Source organism: Crateriforma conspicua, assembly GCF_007752935.1.
Taxonomy (GTDB): domain Bacteria; phylum Planctomycetota; class Planctomycetia; order Pirellulales; family Pirellulaceae; genus Crateriforma; species Crateriforma conspicua.
Genome location: NZ_CP036319.1, coordinates 4,730,242 through 4,747,887 on the forward strand (window position 1 = coordinate 4,730,242; position 17,646 = coordinate 4,747,887).

General features: G+C 58.6%; 8 protein-coding genes. 4 read left to right on the forward strand and 4 right to left on the reverse strand.

Annotated elements, in window-relative coordinates:
• Nucleotides 1–2 precede the first annotated feature (2 nt).
• The 4 genes from sufD to Mal65_RS17275 all read right to left on the reverse strand — a co-directional run bounded on the left by sufD (nt 3) and on the right by Mal65_RS17275 (nt 4,511).
• Nucleotides 3–1,310, reverse strand: a complete 1,308-nt coding sequence (gene sufD, locus Mal65_RS17260) for a Fe-S cluster assembly protein SufD (protein ID WP_145300293.1) — start codon at nt 1,308–1,310, stop codon at nt 3–5.
• Nucleotides 1,311–1,369: 59 nt separating this feature from the next.
• Nucleotides 1,370–2,776, reverse strand: a complete 1,407-nt coding sequence (gene sufB, locus Mal65_RS17265) for a Fe-S cluster assembly protein SufB (protein ID WP_145300296.1) — start codon at nt 2,774–2,776, stop codon at nt 1,370–1,372.
• An 84-nt stretch (nt 2,777–2,860) separates the two neighbouring features.
• Nucleotides 2,861–3,676 (reverse strand): Fe-S cluster assembly ATPase SufC, encoded by an 816-nt coding sequence (gene sufC, locus Mal65_RS17270; RefSeq protein ID WP_145300299.1) that lies wholly within the window; start codon nt 3,674–3,676, stop codon nt 2,861–2,863.
• 79 nt (nt 3,677–3,755) lie between these two features.
• Nucleotides 3,756–4,511, reverse strand: a complete 756-nt coding sequence (locus Mal65_RS17275; protein ID WP_145300302.1) for a helix-turn-helix transcriptional regulator — start codon at nt 4,509–4,511, stop codon at nt 3,756–3,758.
• 337 nt (nt 4,512–4,848) lie between these two features.
• On the opposite strand from Mal65_RS17275, the gene Mal65_RS17280 reads away from it, so the two are divergent.
• From Mal65_RS17280 to Mal65_RS17295, 4 genes are all read left to right on the forward strand, one after another.
• Nucleotides 4,849–5,442 (forward strand): peroxiredoxin, encoded by a 594-nt coding sequence (locus Mal65_RS17280; RefSeq protein WP_145300306.1) that lies wholly within the window; start codon nt 4,849–4,851, stop codon nt 5,440–5,442.
• 69 nt (nt 5,443–5,511) lie between these two features.
• A complete protein-coding gene (locus Mal65_RS17285; protein ID WP_145300309.1) occupies nt 5,512–6,192 on the forward strand; it encodes a hypothetical protein in 681 nt (226 codons plus the stop codon).
• Between the two features lie 337 nt (nt 6,193–6,529).
• On the forward strand, nt 6,530–10,531 hold the full coding sequence (locus Mal65_RS17290) for a hypothetical protein (protein WP_145300311.1): 4,002 nt from the start codon (nt 6,530–6,532) through the stop codon (nt 10,529–10,531).
• 17 nt (nt 10,532–10,548) lie between these two features.
• The gene (locus Mal65_RS17295; protein ID WP_145300314.1) at nt 10,549–17,574 is read left to right on the forward strand and encodes a hypothetical protein; all 7,026 of its coding nucleotides are present in this window, start codon (nt 10,549–10,551) and stop codon (nt 17,572–17,574) included.
• Nucleotides 17,575–17,646 lie beyond the last annotated feature (72 nt).

The following is a 17,646-nucleotide window of genomic DNA, read 5'->3' on the forward strand; positions in this document are numbered from 1 at the left end:
AATCAGCTGTACTCGCGGACCTGACGTGCGATTGCCGCCCCGAGGGCCTCGCGAACGCTTTCGATCGTAATGCGATCAAAGATCTGTTGAAAGAATCCGGTCACGATCATCCGCGTGGCTTCGTTGCGCGTGAAGCCGCGGCATTGGGCGTAGAAGATCTGTTCCTCGTCCACCTTCGACGTCGTACTGCCGTGAGTACAGCGGACATCATCGGCTTCGATTTCCAGCCCGGGAATCGAATCGGCCCGCGAATGATTCGACAGGACCAAGTTATCGTTTCGTTGGTAACCGTCGGTCTTTTGCGCTTCCTTGTCGACCTTGATCATTCCTTTCCAAACCGTGCGACTGCGGTCTTGCTGCGCGGATTTGTAAAGGAAATCACTGTGACAGTTCGGAGCCTTATGGTGCTGCATCGTGTGGAAGGCCAAGTGCTGGCGGCCTTCGGTAAACATCACGCCATTGACTTGGCTATCCGCGCCCGGTCCCACCAAGTCGACCGTTTGATTCACCTTGGCCAGTTGTCCGCCCATCGCAGCGATTGTCCATTGCAAGGACGCGTCGCGATCGACGACCGCTTTTTGGTGCGCAAAGTGGTACGTCTTTTGACCCCATTCCTGCAGGTCGACAAAGCGGAGATGCGACCCCGCTTTTTGAATCAGTTCGATCGCTCCCAAATGCAACCCACCGCCTTCGGCATCGACACCGTTGGATTCATGCAACACGGTGGCCTCGGCACCTTCCTCCAGCACGATCAACGTGTGCGTCGTGTCGGTCCCGCCATCGGACAACAACGAACTGATGTGCAGCGGTTCGGTTAGTGCAACACCGCGAGGGACGTACAACAATTGCCCCCCCGACCAGAACGCCGCATGCAGGGCGGCGAACTTGTCATAGTCGGGATCAAACGCAGTGAACAAATGCGGGCGGATAACGTCGGCGTGGTCGCGGCACAGTCGTTCCAGGCTGCCAAACAGCACGCCTTTGGCGGCCCATTTTTCGCTCAGCGATTCCTCGGTGACTTGGCTGTCGGTCGTGTGAATCCAGCCGGCCAGATCCACACCTTCGGCAAGCTGCGCACGCGAAGGCAAATCGTCAGCGACCGGACCGCAAGGAACGCCGTATTTTTCTAGCTGGAAAATACGAATGTCGGTGCGATTCCATTCTTCGCTGCGTCGCTCAGGCCAGCTCATCGCGGCGGCGTGTTGCCATGCTTCGCGTCGCAGTTCGATCAGCCAATCCGGTTCATCACGTGACTGCAGAAAAGTTTCCAGTCCCGCCTGGTCGAATGCGATGGTTGTCGTTTGTGTCATGTATCTAAGGATTCAAGTTCAAAAGCATTGTGCATTGACGAAATCACGCCCGCGTCGGATCAGCCGACGCTGCCTTCCATTTGCAACTGGATCAGGCGGTTCATTTCGATGGCGTACTCCATCGGCAACTCTTTGACCAACGGTTCGATGAACCCGTTGACAATCATGGTGCTGGCCTCGGCCTCGGTCAGTCCGCGACTGAGCAGATAGAACATCTGTTCTTCGCCGATCCGTGACACGCTAGCCTCGTGTCCGATCTGGACATCCTGCTCGCTAATTTCAATGTACGGGTACGTGTCGCTGCGGCTTTCGGGATCCAAGATCAACGCATCACAGACGACGTTGTTCTTGCTGTTGGTCGCACCGGGTGCGACGTGAACCAAACCGCGATAGCTGCTGCGTCCGCCGTTCTTGCTGATCGATTTGCTGATGATCTGGCCGGTCGTATTGGGAGCGTTGTGCACCAGTTTCGCACCGGCATCCTGGTGTTGGCCGCCATTGGCAAACGCGATGGAAAGGATTTCACCACGCGCGCCGGGTTCCATCATGTGGACCGCCGGGTACTTCATCGTCAGCTTGCTGCCCAAGTTGCCGTCGACCCATTCCATGGTCGCGTCTTCGTAGGCATAAGCCCGCTTGGTGACCAAGTTGTAAATGTTGTTGGCCCAGTTCTGGATCGTGGTGTAGCGACACCGCGACCCCTTCAAGCAAACGACTTCCACAACGGCACTATGCAAGCTTTCGCTGGTGTACATCGGGGCGGTGCAGCCTTCGACGTAGTGAACGCTGGCACCTTCGTCGACGATGATCAGCGTCCGCTCGAATTGTCCCATGCTTTCTTCGTTGATCCGGAAGTAAGCTTGCAACGGAAAATCGATATGGACGCCCGGCGGAACATAGATGAATGAACCGCCCGACCACACGGCGCTATTGAGCGCCGCGAACTTGTTATCGGTGGCCGGGATCACCTTGCCGAAATACTTGCGCAACAAGTCCGGGTGTTCGCGAACGGCCGAATCGGTGTCGGTGAAGATGACGCCCTTTTCAAACAAGTCTTCTTGCAAAGACCCATAGACGACTTCGCTTTCGAACTGAGCCTTCACACCGGCCAGGAACTTTCGCTCCGCTTCGGGAATGCCCAACTTCTCAAACGTGTCTTTAATCTCCTGCGGGACGTCGTCCCAGGTCTTTCCCTGGTGATCGGTCGGCCTCAGGTAATAAAAAATGTCTTGAAAATCGATATCGATCGCACCGCCCCACTTGGGCATCGGACGGCTTTCAAATTCCTTCAGCGAATCCAGACGGAACTTGCGCATCCAGTCGGGTTCTTCTTTGATATCGCTGATCTGGTGTACCACTTCTTCGCTCAAGCCCTTCTTGGCCTTGAACACGCCGGTGGTTTCCGTGCGGAAATTGTACTTATTGATTTCGCCGATTTGATCGGTTTCGGAAACGTCCGTGGACATGATGACCGTCTGAATCGTTTGAGTGATGGAAGTGTTTTGATCGATGTTCGATGGCAGTGCCGAATATCCCGGCACCGCCTATCGTTAAACCGCAGCTTCTTCGGCCAACATTTCTTGGTTGGCGGCTTCGGCATCGGGATAAGCCGCGCGGATGCGGTCGTAACCCTTTTCATGCAGCTCTTCGGCCAATTCTTTGCCGCCCGTTTCCACCAATCGGCCGCCCAGCATGACGTGGGTGTATTCCGGCGGATTGTGGACCAGCAGTTTGTCGTGGTGGGTGATGATCAACAGACCCATCTTTTCACGGCCGATGTCGGCAATCGATTCGCTGGCCAGACGCACGGCATCGGCGTCCAAACCACTGTCCGTTTCGTCCAGAATCGCGAACTTGGGCTGCAGCATGGCCAGTTGCAGAATTTCCGCACGCTTCATTTCACCGCCGCTGAATCCGTCGTTGACGTAACGGCGTGCGAATTCGGTGTCCATTCGCAAATGGGCCATGCGTTCTTTCAATTCCTTGCGGAATTCACGCATTGGAATCAGTTCTTCGCCTTCTTTACGATCCGGGTTGCGGACGTTGGTCGTCGCGTGACGCAGGAAGTCGGCCATCTTCACGCCGGGAATCGCCATCGGCCGCTGGAACGCCATGAACAGTCCGGCACGAGCACGCTGGTCGACTTCCATGTCCAAGACGTTTTGGCCATCCAATTCGATGCTGCCGCCGACCACTTCGTAGCCGGGATGTCCCATGATGGCCAAACCCAAGGTGCTTTTGCCGCTGCCATTGGGTCCCATCAAGGCGTGCGTTTCGCCGTGACGAAGGGTCAAGTTCACGCCGCGCAAGATGGGCTTGTCGCCGACGTTGACACGCAGGTCTTCAATTTTCAGTACGTGAGTCATCGCTGCAGTGGTTAAAGCGTAGGAATCTGTATAGCGAGAGAAAGGTAAAAAGGAGCCACGGCCCCGACGAATGAATCGTTCAGCGTTCTTGTTGTTTTGGTTTGGCGTCGTCCACAGAGTCGCTTGTTTCGGGCGACGCGGAAAACTGACAGCGGTCGTCACCGTCCAAACGACAGCTGCTTAACTGAACCTGTTTGCCCAAAGCTTCGGAAAGCATTTGTTCTTCCAAGCGACACATCGCACGATCATGCGACGCCGCTTCGGTCAGCGACGGATACGGGCAGGCGGTAATGTCCAGGACGGGTAAGTCGTTCGATGCCAACGTCCGCACATCCATTTCAATACGCTCACCGGTCAAGACGCCCGCCAAACGTTTCATGCGTTCTTCCAGCGACAGGTCGCTAAGGACCGGGTCATCGTCGTCTGCGATTGCCCGAATCTTGGCCAAGTATTGGCGTCCCAGTCGTGAAGCCACTCCGGCGACCACGGCGTCTCGGACCTCGGCGTCTTCGATGGCCATGATTTCACGCCACATCGCATCCGCCAATTCGGCCGGGTTGGCGCCGGCACGTTGATGGCCCAAAACCGTCAAACCGTACCGGTAAGTCGGTCGGCCGCGTCCGGCGACTTCCTTTTGGCGTTCGATCAGACCGGCCGACAGCAAGCGATCGATCCGCTGGCGGACCGCCGTCGCGGTCACCCCCAAGGCGTCGGTCAGATCGCCGATGGTCATCGATTGCCCACCCCGCAAAGCAGACAGCAATTCACGATCGACCGAGCGCAAGTCTTCGCTAGCCGTGGCGGGCTGTCGTTGCGTTGGTTGTTGCTGGGTCATCGAACGTTTCAATCACGGGTTCCGATGGAAATGCCGCGGTTGCGATCCTTCGACACCACACATTGCGGTGATTCAAAGAACGGCCAAACCGCGGGGGTGCTGACGCCCACGCCCAGAAAGTTCCGCGTGACGTCGCAGTGCCCTTGCCCTTCACTATTCCAGATTTCACAATTTTGACAATCCTTGCTGTGAAAAACCGCTGGGATTTTGCCGTGCGGTGCGACCCATCGCCGCAGGGGCCGGTTGTCGGAAGCGTCCGGCCATCTAATAGTGTGGACGCACCGAGCTAAAACATCGTTTTTCAACTTTCACCCACCGAAACATTTCAAAAGACACCATGGCAGTTCTCGTCACCCAGGAAGCTCCCGATTTCAAAGCCCAGGCCGTCATGCCCGATGGTCAATTCAAAGAGATCTCGCTCAGCGATTACCGCGGCAAATACGTCTTGCTGTTCTTTTGGCCACTAGATTTCACTTTCGTCTGCCCGACCGAAATCATCGCGTTCAGCGACGCCGAAAAGAGCTTCAGCGACTTGGACGTTCAGATCTTGGGCGTCTCGACCGACAGCCATTTCACGCACTTGGCTTGGACGAACACCCCACGAAACGAGGGTGGCATTGGCAAGACGGCTTACCCGCTGGTCGCCGACATGAACAAGCAGATCTCACGCGACTACGACGTGTTGCTTGACGGCGGAATGGCGTTGCGTGGGCTGTTTTTGATCGACAAAGACGGCGTGGTTCGCCACCAAGTCGTTAACGATTTGCCGCTGGGCCGCAGCGTCGATGAAGCCCTGCGGATGGTCCAAGCCCTGCAATACTTCGAAAAGAACGGCGAAGTTTGCCCGGCCAACTGGAAGGAAGGCAGTCGCACGATCAAGCCGTCGGTCGACGACAGCAAGGAATTTTTTGGCGCCGAATACGCCGGCTGATCGGACCTTTACCTTCGTCCGATTTTTATTTTTCAAGCGTCGGTCAATCGTTACGGAGCACCGTCCCCCATGTGGAATTTGATCGATCCGGGTGTCGGAATCTGGAACGCGACCGACGCAGAAATCCGTGTCCAAGCCGCCGGTGGCGGCCAGGCGGTCTCGGTTCATTGCGGCGGTCAGCAGGCCGTCCGTTTGCAAGCGGTCGGCGATGATCAGTTCCCTGAACTAGGCGAATCGTTCGTCCGCGGGGACCAGTGGCACCTGTGGTTTCCTCAGGGTCAGGGCAGCTATTCCCTGCGGCTGGTGTTGCATCCGTTCACCGACCGAGCCGGTGGTCTGGTCATCGACACGACGGTTTCGATCGAAACCACGCTGTTGGACAGCCATCCGACGATCGACCTTGTCGCAACCGGCGACGGTTTGTCGGCCGAAACATTTCCGGCCGAAGCGGAATGGTCACGGCAATCGGGACATTCCAGCGGCCCCGGTGCGGCATGCGTGACATCGGTCTTCGGTCCGTCGTTGGCCACATCGGTGCTGTTGGGGCGACGCGATTACCCCTTCACCATGGACCTGTCCGACGACGCGGAAATGCGTCTACGACTGTTCGGTGAATTTCTGGAAAAAGGCGTCATTCGACGCGCCCGGCCGTGGATTCGAATCGACCAGCAAACAGGACCGCTGGACGATGACCTGATCGCCCAGCTGTGGGACCAATTGCAAGGTTCACCGTTGCCGCTGGCCTCGTGAACCTTTGCCGCTGCGGAGTGGTCCGGAATCGCACCCGAACCAATTCGTGCCGATCTGTTGTCAAAATTACGTCGTAGGAACGTCGCCGCCGGCTGCGGGCGGGGTTGGGGATTTTCCGATTTTGACGGTTGTCACCTTCACGCCGACACTTGGTGACGAAGGGGTAGTTGGAAAGGGACAGTTTGCTACCCCGACGTTGATGTTTGCGTAGACTGGGGGCTCTGCAGGCGACTTTAACTGCGTTCGAAATCGGGACCGCCATCGCCCGACGCCGCAAAGAGTGCGACCGGACATCCCGGCGCCGCACGCCATCACCCTTGTCCCGTTTCATTCGTTGATGAATCCCACGCCGCGCCAACGCCCGGAATCCGGAATCGGCCGACCGCTGAACCGGTGCCGGATCGCCATCGTCCTGGCGATCGCGCTGGTGGCATTGGCGTGGCCAAAAGTGGCGCTTGCACAACCGCCGGGAACCGAACCGCCGACGAATCGGCCGCAGGAAAACGGTGGTATCGGATCGTCGCCGGAGCGACCGACCGGATCGTCGTTGTCCGTCGAAGCGTTCGTGTATTTGGACGAGGCCGGTGACCCGGTGGTACGCCCGGCGATGAGTTGGGAAGAATTCGAACGAATCCGCCGACTGGCCCAGGGCTTGGGGGCGACATCCCAGACTCACGGCAACATGTCGTTGACGGTCCAGGGTGACGTGGAACAAGACAGCGCGGATTTGTCGGTCAGCTTGTCAGTCGATATCGATTCGACCCAGGGTCGTTGGGTCAGCGTTCCGCTGCGAATGGGCAACTTTCATCCGTCGGGCGAATTTGAAATCGTCGAATCAACGCTGTCCGGCGACGATCCAACCGAACCCTCTTCCGCACCCGACCCGACCGCCACGACAGAAACCAACGCGACGGAAACCGACACGGATGATTCCGACCGAGGTTCCGACACCGAAGACGACGGCGACGAACCCAAAGACCAAGACAATCAAGACGATCGGGCAACGGCAAGCAAGCCTTCAGCAGGTGACTCCGCAGGTGATGACGCCGATCCTGATTCGAACGACGACAATGATTCGGACAGCGAACCGGACGAGACCGAGGACGAACCAGCCGAACCGACTGAACCCGAGCCTTCCTCAGGACCACAAGTCGATGCACCGGAGCTGGACGAAACAACGACTTCACAGCCACCACCGGCCGGTCGTCATCGGATCACGATGGCCCCCGATCGATCGGGATTTGTGCTTTGGTCATCGACCACGCGTCCGTGCCGCTTGACGATCAAAGTTCCAGCGGTGGTTCGCGTCGGCGGCGAAAACGGGTTACGCCACGTCGACTTTGATCTACCCGTGGCGACGTCGCGGATTGTCATGAATGTCGAAGGCGTCGGGCTGACATCACAGGTGATCGGCCGCGGCGACGAGGTCAGCGAACAACGAACACTGGATGATCGCACCGTGTTGTCGGTCGACAGCGCCGGTGGGCAATTCACGTTGCAATGGTCCAAGGTCAAACAGCGTGCGGTCGCGTCGGACATGCTGGACGCTTACGTGAACGCCAAAGTCACCTGGGATTCACCGCAGGACCAACCGATTTTGACGTCTCAATTGACGGTCCGAAATCTTCGTGGGGATTTGACGTCGTTCACCATTCAGTTGCCGCCAGAAACCGTGTTGTTAGACACGCCGACGGTGGATTCCAATGTGGAAGTCGCCGAATTGGAACTGCCGGATCCCGGCGAATCGGCGGGCCGAATGACGGTGACGCTGATGGAAAACGAGCGAGTCAGTCGCTTGGATTTGACCATCAATTTGCAGGTCCGCAATTCAGGTGCCGACGCCACTGCCCCACTGTCATTGCGAGTCCCCGAAGTGGTCGACGCAGTGTTTCAGCGGGGCGAATTGCGGTTTCTGTGCAGCGAAGACTATCGGCTGCGTTGGATCAGCCGCCCCTGGATCCAAAGCGTGGTCGGCCGCACCACCGAAGAATTGTCGACCCGCCGCAGCTATTTCTTTGACCTGGATCGGGCCAACGTGGCGCTGCCCGTTTGGCTGACCGCGAAACAGCGCCAGCTTCGGCTGACCAGTGACATTGACGTTTCGCTACATGATTCGGCACTGACCGCCACGATGACGGTTCGCCCGAGCGGCCAGTTGGTCGGCGGCGGTGGGCTGAAAGTTGACCTTTCCGATTGGACCGTCCGGTCAATCGTGGACGTGGACACCGGTGTGGATTTGGATGCTTTCAGTGACGGAAGCGTGCGTGAAATCGAAGTCAGCCAATTGGACACCGGCGATCTGGCAGCCTTTCAAATCGTCGCCGATCAAACGCTTGCACCGGAGCAGTCGGCCGTCGATGTCGCACTGCCACGGGTGATCGGATTGGACGACACGACGTTGGTATCGGATGCCAATTTGCGGATCATCCACGCCGGTCGATCACGACTGATCGTCGACTTGGAACAGTCGGTCGGCTTGGATCCATCGGTCACGCAACCCAACGACGGATCGGTCGAGTCCACGTTGACGTCGTTGTACCGGATACTGCCGACCGGCCAGCCCACACGACTGGTCGGCACCGTGGTCAAACAACCCCAACAGGTTTCACTGCTTAGCGACGCGACGCTGGAATTGGACGGCGACGCGCTCCAGGTGACGATCGACTGGACGGTGACCAGTCCGTTCGACTTGGAGGGCAGGTTGCCGGTTCGCGTGCTACGCGATCCATCAGCGGAATCCAATTCGGCCACACCGGCCATCGACGCGGATTCCGAATCGACCACCGATGCATCGCTTTCGACCGCGGGAAATCTGAATGACGATTCATCAGATCCGCCGCTTGCCGAGACAGAAAGCGATGATTCGGCCGAACCGATGCCCACCGATCCGTTGGCCGATTGGATCGTATGGGTTGATGGTTCGTCTGCGGCGATTCGACCGCTGGGCAAAGATCGGTATGAAATCGTATCGGAACAATTGACCGACGGCGCCCGGTCCATTCGCTGGCGTTACCGGGTTCCGGTCGCCGACGTGGTCCCGGAATCGGGCGTTTTGACAGTGGCGTTGCCGCGACCGGACACGTCGGAGGTGATGATGCGCAATGTCCGCCGTGTGCTGCTGCGCGGCGACGCGTCACGTGACTTGGTTTCCATTGATCATCCCGGACGTTCCCAACTGGAATTTGCCCGCCCCACTAGCCAACCCTTGCGTGTCCGTGTCCTGAACAAGGCCAAATCGGTGCACCGAACGATGGTCCGCCGCGCGGTGATCCGTTCTTTTTTGGGGCAAAACGTACGTCACGAACAGGTTTTCGCCCTGGTCGAAGGCGGAGAAACGTTTCGCTTGGAACTGGCACCGGACGTGCGTCCGATATCGGCCAACGCGACCATTGACGGACGAGATGTTCCAGCAAGGCTGCGAGACGGCGGAATGGAAGTCACGTTGCCGTCAACCGGCGCGGTGCAGACGGTGCGACTGGACGTTTGGTTTGATGTGGACCGACCTCCGGTGTGGATCCCCGTGCGTCCGCTGTTGCAGTTCGTCACGGGGACCGAACGTGTTTATTGGCAAATCGTCGCGCCGCGTGACCAGCACATCGTCTGGGCGTCGCCGACCATTGGCCGCGCGATGTCGTGGCGGTTCGATCGCTGGCGTCTGGCCCGTCGCCCCACCGAATCGGACAGCAATTTGGCGACCTGGGTTGGGATTGAATCGCTGCCGCGTCCGCCGGGCGGCAACATCTACCTTTACGTCGGCAGCAGCGTTTCATCGTTTTCTGTGCTGACGTTCAGCAGCATGTTGCTGTGGTTACTGATCGGTTCAATCGTCTTGGGATTTGCGGCGCTGATGACGGCAACCCCGATCGTCCGCCACCCCATGACCGGAGTCTTTGCGGCTTTTTCGCTGGCCGGTCTGTTGCTGATTGCACCCGATGCGGCCGTGCTTGCCGGCCAGTGGCTGGTGGTTTCATTGGTATTGCTGGTCATCATGGTTGCGGTTCGCGCGTTGATGACCGACCGCCAAGCTTCACGCGTTCTGTCGCCCAGCACCACGCCGCGGCCGGCCACCACCGGCAGCACGCGTCATTCAAACAGTCCCGACACAGGGCCCGGCGTCCAATCCGATTCGGCACTTCGACATGGCGGCGGATCGAAAGCCAGCCCCGCACCGTCGATCGACCCAGACGCGCTGTCCAAAACGGAAACGCTTGATCGTCGTCCCGGCGATCCCGAACCTGCGCAAGACGGCCCGATATTGTCGCCGCACGATCCGGCCAGCACTCAACAGCCGACGTCGTCGCCCCAGCCAACCGATTCTCCGTCGCGGCGCAATGAATGATCGGCGGAGGTGAATTCATGCGAACGAATGTTCCATCGGTTCGCGGCACGATCGCCGCGTGGCTGTTGGCATCTTGGCTGGTCGGCTTGGATGCCACCGCGGTCACGCAAGCACAAGACATGACGTCGGATTGGATCCGCCGTAACATCGATGCACTGTCATTGCCGACGACGGATCCTGACGGCCGCCGGTTGCGCGGCGTTGGCGTGTACAAGGGTCAGTACCGCTTGATTCCGGATGATTTCGAAGCGGTCCGAATCGACCGCTTGAAAACGCTACTGCGGCCAGACCGGGACGACACACCGGGATCCGGCAGTCTCAAGCGTTCGGTCTATCGCGCACGACTGGAAGGCTTGATGCTGGTCGGCGACGAATCGCAGTTTTGGTGCGACCAACCCACGTCCGGAAAATTGTCGGACGACAGCGTCAGTGCCTCACCGCATTCGACCGTGCTGTTGGGTGCGACCAATCTAGCGATTCAACCGGCCAGCAGTTTCGCGTTGGGAACCGACACGACCGGATTGCTTCAAGACCACGCCGGCAATCTGTATGTGCGACGTTCCGAATCATCGGAAACCACATTTCGCTGGGCCGCACGCGGACTGGCAACGCCACAGGGGATCGAATTTGACTTGCAGATCCCGATCGCCGTTGACTGTGAACTCCAGATCGAAACACCGGCCGACGTCGGACTGACCAGTGACGTCGGCGTGGTCCGGCAAGAAGGTTCCATCGCGGGTGAATTTGCCGACGACGATTCGGCACGTCGTCGCTTGTACGTGGTTCGCGCCGGTGGGTTGGAGCGTTTGCGTTTGCAGTTCAGCCGTTCGGATGCCTTCCGCAGCGCCACCCCGATCGTTGTGCGACGGGTGCGAACGCAATTGGAAATGTCGGCATCGGGCATCACGTGGCAACACCGTTTGACCATTGAATCACCGTCGGACGACAGGTTGCCATCGATTGATGTCCCCCTGGGCTCGGTCGAATCGGTGGAGATCAACGGCTTGGAGGTGCCCTTTGTGTTTACGCCACGTGGTCCATCATCGGGACAACTGGACGTGGCAGGTGAGCTTTCAAATTTTGGCACCGGTAGCGAAGACGACCAGGGCACCGGGCTGGCATTAATGATCCGCGGGCACTGCATCCCCGATGGCTACGGCGAACGTCCATTCCAATTGCGTCGACCAAGGTTCCGCAGCACCGGTGTGCTGGAAGCGGTGACGGAGGAACAGTTGCAGATTCGCGTCGAAAACACGATGTCGTTGACGTCCAGCCAAATGCCCGATCATTGGCGTCTGGCTCGGGTGCAACCAGGTGTCGACGCCAGTGTTTGGCAATGGGAAGGTCCGCCGATCGCATCGAATCAATGGATCGGATTGACGGTCATGCCCCAAAGCGAACTTGGGCAATGCTTGGCCACCCTGCGGTTACAACTGGATGAACCGGAACACCAAGCTCAGATGTTGTTGGAATTGCCGATGGGGCAGGGCGGTTTAAGTCCCGTCGAACTGGCCATCCAACCGGGCTGGGAAGTCGACCAGATCAGCTTTCCCAATTCCGGTCGAATCCGTGAACGCTTGGGACCGCTTCGGCGTGGCGGAACAATCACCCTGTGGCCGGAATCCGCTGATTTGGTGGATCAGCGTTTATTGATTGAGATTGCCGCTCGTTTCCCATCACGACGACTGGCGGACCGCCGCCGCATTCCCGCGACATGGGTTGCCCGTGTCCAAGGTGTGGCCACCGACTTGGCCGCGCAGGTCGAACGTCCCTCCAGCGGCGTTTGGGACGACCTGACATTATTGGCATACCGACCCAGCCGGCCGAACGGTCTATCATCACGACGCCGCGATTTCCTGGATCCCATGACCAACGATTCGTTGTTCTTTCGCAACGATATGGCAGCAGTTCCGCCGCTGCGGTTGGCACCGCCGCGGGAAGATTTCGATGCTCAGGTGAACGTCGAATTCCGTCAATCGGCCACGGAGATCGTTGAAACCGTCCGTGTCCTGATTGCATCGGGGCGTGCGCCATCGGAACTTTCACTGTCGATCGACGATCACGCCGACTTGCCCGAATACCAATGGGGAATGGTGACCGACGGTGGCGGTCCGATGACGGCGATTCGAGCGGATCAGACGCGGACGACTGAAACAAACGACCGACGGATTGTTCGTTTCGATATTGCAGCGCCCACCGCGACCACAATGACGCTGGTCGGCACCCGCCAGTACGCGATCGCAAATTCCGGCATTCGTCTGCAGTTACCATCGGTCACTGGCGCAGGACAACAGGACGCATCGATTCTTTTGGAAGACCCGTTGTTTGCCACCGCTTCATCGGGAACGATCACCCCAACGCCGCTTCCGATCGAACAAGCAGCTGCACCGGAGTCGCGTTTTTTGCAGCGTTTGCGTTATAACCCTGACGATCAAGTCGCCATTCGATTGCGTCGTCGGCCCGCGCATCCTGGACGTACCGACGTTTGGCAGCAAGACACTGAAATGATCGTGTCCAGTCGCGGCAGCGATCAAATACGATCCGAGTTGGTGATTTCATCTGACCAGACGATCGTCATCGATACGCCGCTGGACTTGCAATTGGAAACGGTTCGGCGAAACGGGTCTCTGTTGGAAGTCGGCCAGATCCCCCAGCACCCGATTCGCTTGCCTGCGACGGCGCCGGGACAACGTGACACCATTCGATTGACGTTTGTTCGCAGCCGTTTGGGCACTTGGTCAGCCCGCAAATGCCGCGTGCCGTGGATTCGACCACGCGGTGTCGTCTGGCAATCGTCGATGCGGTTGTTGCCGTCATCGGAAACCATGCTGCTAAGTGATTTATTCCGGCCACGTCACGATAGCGTCGCTGGGATCCGCGTGACACCGGCGACGACCGTGTTGCTGTTGCGCAGAGAACTACTGTTTGCGTTGGGCTGCTGTGGTGCTTTCGTATTCTTCGCGGCCGGATGGTTCGTCAGCCGATTGCAGTTGGTCTTGTCCGCGGCGATTGCGTTGTTGCTGGCCACGTTCTGTCTGCTTTGGACCGAGTTCACCGTGGCATTTGTCGGCTGGATTCTGGTGCCCTGGCTTGTGGCCGCCTTGCTGCACACATCCCTTTGCAAGATTGACCGAAATGACAGACGTCAGAGTTCCAAGAATGATCCCAGCGGTTCGTTTTCACTCTCACTGACTCGGTCGGTACTTTGGTTGATGCTAGGCACGTCGCTGTTGGCGATCTCGGGAGCCATGCCAAAGGCGATCGGACAGAACGAAACGGCCCCTACAAAGCAGTCCATCGACGTGGTCGACGTTCTGTTGCCCTTCGATGAAAGCGGTTCGATCGTCGGCAACCACGTCTATGTACCGATCGCGGCACTGCGACACTGGGAATCGATCCAGCGTCGTTCATCCACCCTGCCGCCGTTGTACCAATCGGCTCGGTACACCGTCCAGTTACAGCAGGTCGCCGCCGATGAAGTATTGCCGATGCCAACCGTTGAAGCGGAGTTTGACATTCGGTTGGACACCGCGACCGCTTCCGTCCGCTTACCAATCGACGCGGACCTGATCCAACGTGTCGAACTGATACGTGACGAAGGCAACAGCGTCGTTCGCTTTGCCGAGGATGCGGCACCCGACAGCGACACGGACGCGGCATCCGGCGTGGGTGGCCTTCCAGCATCTGGCACCGTACAAAAGTCGTCCGATGCCGGCGCCACCAACGGCAACGCCAACGGATTGTCAGCCGACGCCTGGACGGTGGTGACGATTCCGTCGACCGATCGAGTCCGTTTGCGTTTAACACTGGTGCCGTCGATTGAACGCGAAGGTTCCACCGTTCGTCTGGCGATGCCGATTCCGCGTATCGCGTGTGCCCAATTGTTGGTCGTCGATCAACGCGGCTGGGACAACATCCGATTGAACCGGTGCGTTGGTCCGATCGAAAATGATCTTAGCGGTCGACTGCGTTCGGCCGTGCTGGGTCCCATCGATCGGATTAGCTTGGATTATCAGTCGGACTTGACCGAAACGTCGGCTCGCAAAGATGTTCTTCAGCGTCGCTACTATGTTCAGGTCGGACGTCACCAAACCGTCATTGACTATGAACTGACACCGCTTGGAAAAACCGAAGCGGGTGATCGAGTCCAAGTCTTGTTTTCGGATTCACCACCAACGCTGATTTCCGACAGTTGGCGAATCGTAGACTCGGTGTTCACGTCCAGCGGGCGAACGCTGGTCGATTATCAGCGAATCGCGGCTTCCGATCAGCCGATCCGACTGGTGGCCGTTACCTGTCCGGCCTGTGATTCGTCGCCTCGGATCGATGTCGACGGATCGGGAGCGGCGTTCCCCGAATCGGGAACCGCCCTGCGCACCGATTTGGTCCTGCCGTCGGCGCTGCCGGCCGGCGGAGATCCTGTCACGCCCGTTTATGTGGCCATGGGGGTCGCGCCGGACATCAGCACCGAGTTTGAAACCGAGTCGAACGCGGTGGTCACCGAGCGGACCAACGAAGCGATGACGCCCGACCAGTTCTTCGCGTCCTGGAACGGTTTCCGCAGCGTGGCGCAATCGGTCCAAGTCTTCTCCGGTGTCATCCCCAAGATGATCCTCCGCATCCGACCGGGACCACCGATCCTTTCCGAGTCGATTCATCACCTGCATCTGCGCGACGTCGACGACCGGCCTGATTTTCCCGGACAAAGCAGGCCGGACGTGGTCGAACTGCAATATCGCTACACGACGTTGCTGTCACTTTCGTCGGCACAAAGCCCCACCGAATTTCCGGTGACGCTGCCGCCCGGATTTGAATTGCATTCGGTCACGGTCGACGGTGAAGCAGCTGTGACACGCGTCTTGTATGGTCGTGGTAATCGCCAGACCTTTCTGGTGCAGGTCAAAGCCCCTCAGGCCAAAGGTGCGGCTGAATCGTCGGGCGTCACCGCGGAAGCAGCGATTCGATCGCGACTGTCGATCGCAGCCACGCGACGTTTGCGCTCCGATGCCCCCTTCGTCTGGACCGACCTTTCGATCTGGCCGGGTCCGGGCGACATGCAATTGACGACGCCGTCCGTCCAGCATGTCGTGACGCGAGATCCTGAGATCACCATTGGTACTTCGCCCGCCGGTGCAAAGGAGCCAACACGGGACGGCGAATCAACCACCAGTGCTTGGCCGGGGCAAACCGTGGCTGATTCGACCACTGGTTTCTCCAGCGCCGAATTGAACGACAAAGGCTGGGTCCAAGTCGCCGCTTGGACCACGCGGCCGGGCCAGGAATCTCCGTCTTGGTCCGGGCAACCGATGTGGATCCGAACCGAAGGCGTCAGGTACCGCTGTGACACCACCACTCGTATCGAACAAATCGACGGCGAGTGGGGCTTTGCATTCCAGATTGATTTCCGACCTCGTGCACCGGAGATCGTCGACATCGCGGTTCCCGCATTGTGGTCGATTGACTTGAACGTCCAGGGCGCCGATCGATGGCTGCAGCAACCCGGCCCCGACGCCAGTCGCCAATGGATTCGCGTTCGCCGCCCCATCGGTGATGCCGGCAACACGTCGTATCGCCTGACCGGACGATTATCCACCGTGGACCGCGGATCCATCGCCGTTCCCGATTTAGAAATCCGTGATGTATCCGTACGACGTGCGGTCGTGGAAGTGCCATCGCAGGCGTCTGGGCAACCGCTACAGTGGCGAACCAATGGTGTCGACCGCATCCAAGCCACCGTGCCCGGCCCGAACGTCGACCCAAACAAGTCATCCACCCAAGCGGCGGCGTCCCCCGATGCATCAGCCGGTCGGTATTCCATCCGGTCCGATCAGTGGTCGGTCGACCTGGTCAGCCAGACACGTAATAACCGACCACTTTCGGTGGCCACCCAAGACATTCGCGTCATCGTACGCCCCGACAGCACCCTGGTGGCATGCCGCTACTTCGTCGTGCCCGAATCCGATCTGTCGTTGGAAATTCATTACCCCAGCCTGGCGAACTTCTTACGTGCCTCCGTCGACGATCGACCCGCCGTCGCCAGAACCGCGTTGATTAGCGGAACCGACAAGACCAACGGCGAACAGACCAACGGTGTGACCGTCGGCTTGGCCTACGCCGAACTGCCGCAGATCGTCGACGTTTTGTTCGAGTATCCGTCGGACGCGTTTGGGTCCAAGACATCTGATTTGTCCGCCATCCTGCCGGTGGTTGAACCAAGCTTTGCACCGGAGCCTTGGTCGGTATCCGAAACGAATTCGAACGATGTTTCATCAACCGGTCGTCCGGGCGTTTCGTCATTGACCCTGCAAACGCTGACCGAATACGCATCGTCATCGGGCGGCAATGATCGAAACGGACAAGTCATCAGTGATTGGATCGCCGATGAAAACCAACGAAGATTGTTCGCGTTGGCCGAATCGATCGTTGACGTGGTCGACGGGGCAAAAGATTTGATTGCCGAAAAGCCGGCTGCGGAAATGGCGACGTGGCTGACCGACTGGGCCGAAGAATTTCGGTCGCTCGAACAAGCGCGTTTGCGGATGATTTCCAACGACGATTCGGAACAAGATCAACGCTGGCAACAGTTGCGTGACCGCTTTGCCGCTGTCGCAATTTCACTGGACGTTCCGCTGGATGACGAAGGCGATTCACCCGCGGGGTCCACATCCGGAAATTTTGCCACGATATGGGCTCGAGTCATCGATGGTCCCAACACCGTTGTGCCAAACGAAGCGTTGATCAATGACGACGCTTGGCGATCACGATTGCAATTTCACCAAGTGGCACAAGCGGATTTGAGATGGCTGTTGAACAACGTGCTGATCCTGTTTGTAACCGTCATCATCACCGTGCTGGTGTGGCCTCACCGAAGATCGATCGAAACCGTCTTATCCCATCCAATTTTTTGGCTGGCCTTACTGTCGGTTTGCCTCTATGTCGTCGCGCCGCCGCCGATCGCGATCGCGTTGACCATGATCGTGATCTGCTTTGCCGCGTTTCCCGGCGGAGGTTCACGCTGGTTGTCGGCCAAAACGAACCAGTGACGCCAGCGTCGCCGGTCAACTGAACGGCAAGGCGCCGGACGCTCACGTCTGACGGATGCTGCCGTGACGCTT